The 4,499-nt window shown below is 68.9% G+C and carries 7 protein-coding genes; 4 read left to right on the top strand and 3 right to left on the bottom strand.

All coding sequences use genetic code 11. The annotated features are described in order from the left end of the window. Nucleotides 1-230: 230 nt before the first annotated feature. Entirely contained in the window at nt 231-620 is a 390-nt protein-coding gene (locus FKR81_RS42915) for a hypothetical protein (protein WP_146361327.1), read from the top strand. A gap of 157 nt (nt 621-777) precedes the next feature. Here FKR81_RS42915 and FKR81_RS42910 read toward each other — a convergent pair whose 3' ends face one another. The 3 genes from FKR81_RS42910 to dhaM form a co-directional block, all read right to left on the bottom strand. After that, the gene (locus FKR81_RS42910) at nt 778-963 is read right to left on the bottom strand and encodes a hypothetical protein (RefSeq protein WP_146361325.1); all 186 of its coding nucleotides are present in this window, start codon (nt 961-963) and stop codon (nt 778-780) included. 309 nt (nt 964-1,272) lie between these two features. Next, complete coding sequence (locus FKR81_RS42905) at nt 1,273-1,539, bottom strand: HPr family phosphocarrier protein (protein WP_146361323.1); 267 nt, start codon at nt 1,537-1,539, stop codon at nt 1,273-1,275. Continuing rightward, the gene (gene dhaM / locus FKR81_RS42900) at nt 1,523-1,915 is read right to left on the bottom strand and encodes a dihydroxyacetone kinase phosphoryl donor subunit DhaM (protein ID WP_146361321.1); all 393 of its coding nucleotides are present in this window, start codon (nt 1,913-1,915) and stop codon (nt 1,523-1,525) included. The genes FKR81_RS42905 and dhaM overlap by 17 nt, the downstream gene beginning before the upstream one ends. Before the next feature lie 55 nt (nt 1,916-1,970). On the opposite strand from dhaM, the gene FKR81_RS42895 reads away from it, so the two are divergent. From FKR81_RS42895 to dhaK, 3 genes are all read left to right on the top strand, one after another. Continuing rightward, complete coding sequence (locus FKR81_RS42895; RefSeq protein WP_222598625.1) at nt 1,971-2,747, top strand: IclR family transcriptional regulator; 777 nt, start codon at nt 1,971-1,973, stop codon at nt 2,745-2,747. 111 nt (nt 2,748-2,858) lie between these two features. Beyond that, a complete protein-coding gene (locus FKR81_RS42890; protein WP_146361319.1) occupies nt 2,859-3,617 on the top strand; it encodes an MIP/aquaporin family protein in 759 nt (252 codons plus the stop codon). Then, on the top strand, nt 3,614-4,499 hold an 886-nt coding region (gene dhaK, locus FKR81_RS42885; protein WP_146361318.1), incomplete at its 3' end, for a dihydroxyacetone kinase subunit DhaK. The genes FKR81_RS42890 and dhaK, both read left to right, overlap by 4 nt.

The following is a 4,499-nucleotide window of genomic DNA, read 5'->3' as shown; positions in this document are numbered from 1 at the left end:
TCCGGCCACACCCGCAGCGGGCCGTGCCCGGCCGGGCAGTGGTAGGCGGCGGGACCGTGCTGCATCGCGTGCATCACGCGTGCGTCCGCGCTGTTCATCGCGGTGTGGATCGTCATGACCTTCTCCACCGCAGCGAGCCGTCCTCGGTGACCGCGCATACCGCGGGCCGGCTGTCCGCGTACGCGGCAGCGGTTTCCCCCTGGTAGGAGCACGGGGATCCGTCTTGGACGATGCTGCGAGGGGCGACGATGGGCGGCTCGAGCGGGAGGGGCTGCTCGGCGGTCGTGGAGGGCCGCGGCGCCGACGCTGCCGGCGCATCCACGGTGCTGGTCGTGGTCGACCCGGCGGACGTCGACTTGGCGTCCATCGCGGCGGTAGGACTCGAAGCGTGCTGGGGCGGAGTGCTCGGCCTCGCCGGCTTCGCGACGTCCGGCGCCTGCTGCGCCGGCGGTGACGCGGAGATCGACACCAGTGTGATCGGCGCGAGCAGCGAACCGCAGACGACCGGCAGCATGCGGGACCAAGTCGGGACGCGCCACCACATGCGCAAGAACGCGGATGGCACATCGTGTGGCTGGGACAACATCGCTCCTGTCGAACCGGCGGGCGGGAAGGGATAGCCAACACCAACTGAGACGTGGAGTGCCTGGAGGCGACGCGGTTTCCCTACATGATCACTCGTTCGGGTGGTGAAGTCGTCACCGACGGGTGGTCCGATATGGACCGTGTAGCCGGAGCTGCTGTAGCAGCCTGATGAGCCGCCGACGTCCCGGCGCGTCAGACCTCGGGCCGGGCCAACGCTTCTGTGGTCAGGATCGCCCAGGTGGGGGGATCCCCGTAGCGGTGTTGTTCAAGATCCGGGGACATGAACTCGTCCTCAACAAGGCCGGCCGCATGCTTCCGTATCGCGACGGTCAAGCTGGCCGGGGCCTGGACGTCCTCGTTCACGATGGTCCAAGCCAACGAGCACACTCCTTCCGCCAGCTTGCTGTGGTCCACAAGAGACTGGGCGCGCGGAAGCCCCTCGGGTGACACATACTCAGCCGCCTCCCAGCGGATGGTCTGAACTCGTCCGATGTACTCGCCATGCGGCTCATGGATTGCTCGGCGTGTTAGCGGGGTAGGCCGCCCAGATCTGGTCGTTGCGGATCAGCACGTCAGGGTCCACTCGTCCTCGCGGTCAACTCGTGCCGGTTGTGCCTGTTCTTGCCGTCGCCATCGGCGTTGGTTCGACGTGATCACCTGCGTTGCAGGTCTGCGAGCGCGCACGGGCTATTCCGCGGTGGCGAGGACGTGGGCCAGTGCCTCGACCGCGGTTTGGGCGTCGGGGCCGTGTGCGGTGATGGTGATGGTCATGCCGGCGGTAGCGCCGAGGCTCATCACTGCGAGTACGCCGGTGGGGTTGACGGTTCGGCCGTTGTGTCCGATGTGGATGGTGGCGGTGAAGCGGGCGGCGGTTTGGGCGAGTTTGCCGGCGGGGCGGGCGTGCAGGTGGGCGGGCAGGACGACGGTGGTCTGGGCGCTAGAACTTGGGGACATCGCGGGCCTCCTTGGCTGCGGTGACGGCGGCCTGCAGGTCGCCTCCGGCGGCGAGGGTGACGGCGGCGGCGACGGCGCCTTCGACGAAGGGCGCGTCGATGATCACGACGTCGGGCCGGGGGTGGTCGTCCAGGACAGTTCGGGTGGTGAGTACGGAGCTGCCCAGGTCGGGGAGCACGATCACGCCGTTGCCGTGGTCGGCTTGGGTGATGGCTCTGGCGATGACGTCGTAGCTGGTGCCGATGCCGCCTTCGGTGGTGCCGCCCGCGGCGAGCACGGGGACGGAGTCCGAGCCGATCTGGGCTAGCACGTCGCGGAGTCCGAGGGCGAGTGCGCGGCTGTGTGACACGAGTACGATCCCGACTGGCTGATTCATGAACGCCACGTTAGATAACGGAACGGTGTTCAGCAATACCGAAGGGAAGTGGCCGATGCTGGTTCAGTCGGTGCGCCGGGCGGCGTCGATCTTGCGTGAGTTGGCGACGGCCGGGCCGCGATTGGGGGTGACCGAGCTGGCGGAGCGGGTCGGCGCGGCGAAACCGACGGTGCACGCGCTGCTGCGCACGTTGGAGGCGGAGGGTCTGGTCGAGCAGGACGCGGAGACGGGCAAGTACCGGTTGGGGCCGTCGTTGTTGCTGCTGGGCAACGCGTACCTGGACACTCATGAGCTGCGCACGCGTTCGGTGACCTGGGCGGACGGGTTGGCGGCGCGGACGGGGGAGGCGGTGTGGGTGGCGGTGCTGACCGTGGATCACGTGCTGGTGGTGCACCATGCGTTCCGGCCGGAAGGTGCCGTGCAGATCCTCGAGGTCGGTGCGAGCATCCCGTGGAGCACCTGCGCGCTGGGCAAGGCGATCGTCGCCGCCGGTCCGATTGCGGACCAGGAGCGGTTGCTGGCCGGGGAGCTGCCGGTGCTGACCGGCACGAGCCTCGCCGATCGGGAGCAGTTGGCGGCGCAGTTGGAGCAGGTCCGGCGGGTCGGCTACGCGGTGGAAGACCAGGAGTCGACGCTGGGCGATGCGGGCATCGCGGCCCCGGTTTTCGACCGGTCCGGTCATGTCGTGGGTGCGATCGGCATCGTGGGGCCGGTGGAGCGGCTGCTGGTCGAACCTGCACGTCAGGAGCATGCCGTGATGGTGCGCGAGACCGCGCGCAACCTGTCGCGGGACCTCGGTGCCACCCGGACCTCGCACCGTCGGGGAGCCTGACGGCTCCTTTCCGACTGTTGACACACCTCGGGCCCAGGCCTATCTTTCCGGAACGCTGTTCAGTGATGCTGAACACGTCCCCGGATACCGCACCGTCGCGGAGGAGCGTCAATGGAGGAAAACTCGTACCCACAGAAGTTGCTGGCCGAGGTTCTCGGCACAGCGACGCTGGTCTTCATCGGCGTGGGTTCGGTGCCCGCGACGCTGATCATCGGCGGCGACGCGCCGTTCACGATGGCGCAGCTGGGCATCATCTCGTTCGCCTTCGCGATGGCCGTGGTGGCGATGATCTACGCGATCGGGCACATCTCCGGATGCCAGATCAACCCCGCGATCACCTTGGCGCTGGCCGCCACCAAGCAGATGCCCTGGCGTCAGGTCCCCGGATACCTGGGCGCGCAGGTGCTCGGTGCGGTGATCGGTGCGCTGGCCATCATCGGCGTGCTGGGCAAGCAGGCGGTCACCGTCGGGTTGGGTATCGCTAGCTATGCCGCGCCGGTCGGCGTGGGGCAGGCGTTCTTCGCCGAGACGATCGGCACGTTCCTGCTGGCGTTCGTGGTGTTCGGTGCGATCGACCGGCGAGCGCCGTCGGGGTTCGCCGGGCTGGCGATCGGCCTGGCCGTGTTCGCCATCATCATCCCGATCGCGCCCGCCACCGGTGCCTCGATCAACCCCGCCCGCACGTTCGGTCCGATGCTGGTCGGTGAGCTGTTCGGCGGAACGGTGCACTGGGAGCAGTTGCCGGTCTACCTGGTCGCGGAGGTCGCGGGCGCGGTGCTGGCGGGCTTCGCCTATGCCGCTCTCAACGCACGCCGGTCGAGCGCGGCGGTCCTCACACCCGAACCCGTCACTGAGAGGGCCGCATCATGAAGAAGTTCCTCAACAGCCCCGAGAACGTGCTTCCCGAGGCCTTGCGCGGCCTCGCGGCGGCGCACCCCGAGCTGAAGGTCGACCTGGACCGGAAGATCATCACCCGTGCCGGGGCGTCCGCCGCGGGCAAGGTGGGACTGGTGTCGGGTGGTGGTTCCGGGCACGAGCCGCTGCACGGAGGGTTCGTCGGCCTGGGCATGCTGGACGCGGCCTGTCCCGGTGAGGTGTTCACCTCGCCGGTGCCGGACCAGATCCTCGCGGCGACCGTCGCGGCCGACAACGGCGCGGGTGTGGTGCACGTGGTGAAGAACTACACCGGTGACGTGATGAACTTCCAGCTGGCCGCCGAGCTCGCCGCCGCCGAGGGCGTCGTGGTGGAGACTGTCCTGGTCGACGACGACGTGGCCGTGCAGGACTCGACGTGGACCGCGGGCAGGCGTGGCACCGGGGCGACGGTGTTCGTGGAGAAGATCGCGGGTGCGCTGGCCGAAGGCGGAGCGGGCATCGCCGAGGTCGCCGAGTTGGGCCGGCGGGTCAACCTCGCGTCGCGCTCGTTCGCCGTCGCTCTCACCTCGTGCACCACGCCGGCGGCGGGACGGCCGGGGTTCGACCTGCCCGACGACGAGATGGAGATCGGCGTCGGGATCCACGGCGAACCCGGCAGGCGACGGGAGAAACTGGCCTCCGCCAACGAGGTCGTGGCGACCGCGTTGGATGCGATCCTGTCGGACCACCCGCTCAACCCTGCCGACCGGACCATCGTCATGGTCAACGGCCTGGGCGGCACCCCGCTGATCGAGCTCTACCTGCTGTTCGGCGAGGTCGCGTCCACACTGGACGGCAAGGGCATCACGATCGCTCGCTCGTTGGTGGGCAACTACG

The sequence above is a fragment of the Lentzea tibetensis genome (assembly GCF_007845675.1).
Taxonomy (GTDB): Bacteria; Actinomycetota; Actinomycetes; order Mycobacteriales; family Pseudonocardiaceae; genus Lentzea; species Lentzea tibetensis.
This window is presented reverse-complemented; position numbering and strand designations above follow the sequence as displayed.

What these genes read in the sequence shown, in the direction of transcription:
- FKR81_RS42915 (WP_146361327.1), top strand. Translation starts at nt 231, where the DNA reads ATGCTGCGAGGGGCGACGATGGGCGGCTCGAGCGGGAGGGGCTGCTCG.
- FKR81_RS42905 (WP_146361323.1), bottom strand. Translation starts at nt 1,539, where the DNA reads ATGTCCCCAAGTTCTAGCGCCCAGACCACCGTCGTCCTGCCCGCCCAC.
- dhaM (WP_146361321.1), bottom strand. Translation starts at nt 1,915, where the DNA reads ATGAATCAGCCAGTCGGGATCGTACTCGTGTCACACAGCCGCGCACTC.
- FKR81_RS42895 (WP_222598625.1), top strand. Translation starts at nt 1,971, where the DNA reads ATGCTGGTTCAGTCGGTGCGCCGGGCGGCGTCGATCTTGCGTGAGTTG.
- FKR81_RS42890 (WP_146361319.1), top strand. Translation starts at nt 2,859, where the DNA reads ATGGAGGAAAACTCGTACCCACAGAAGTTGCTGGCCGAGGTTCTCGGC.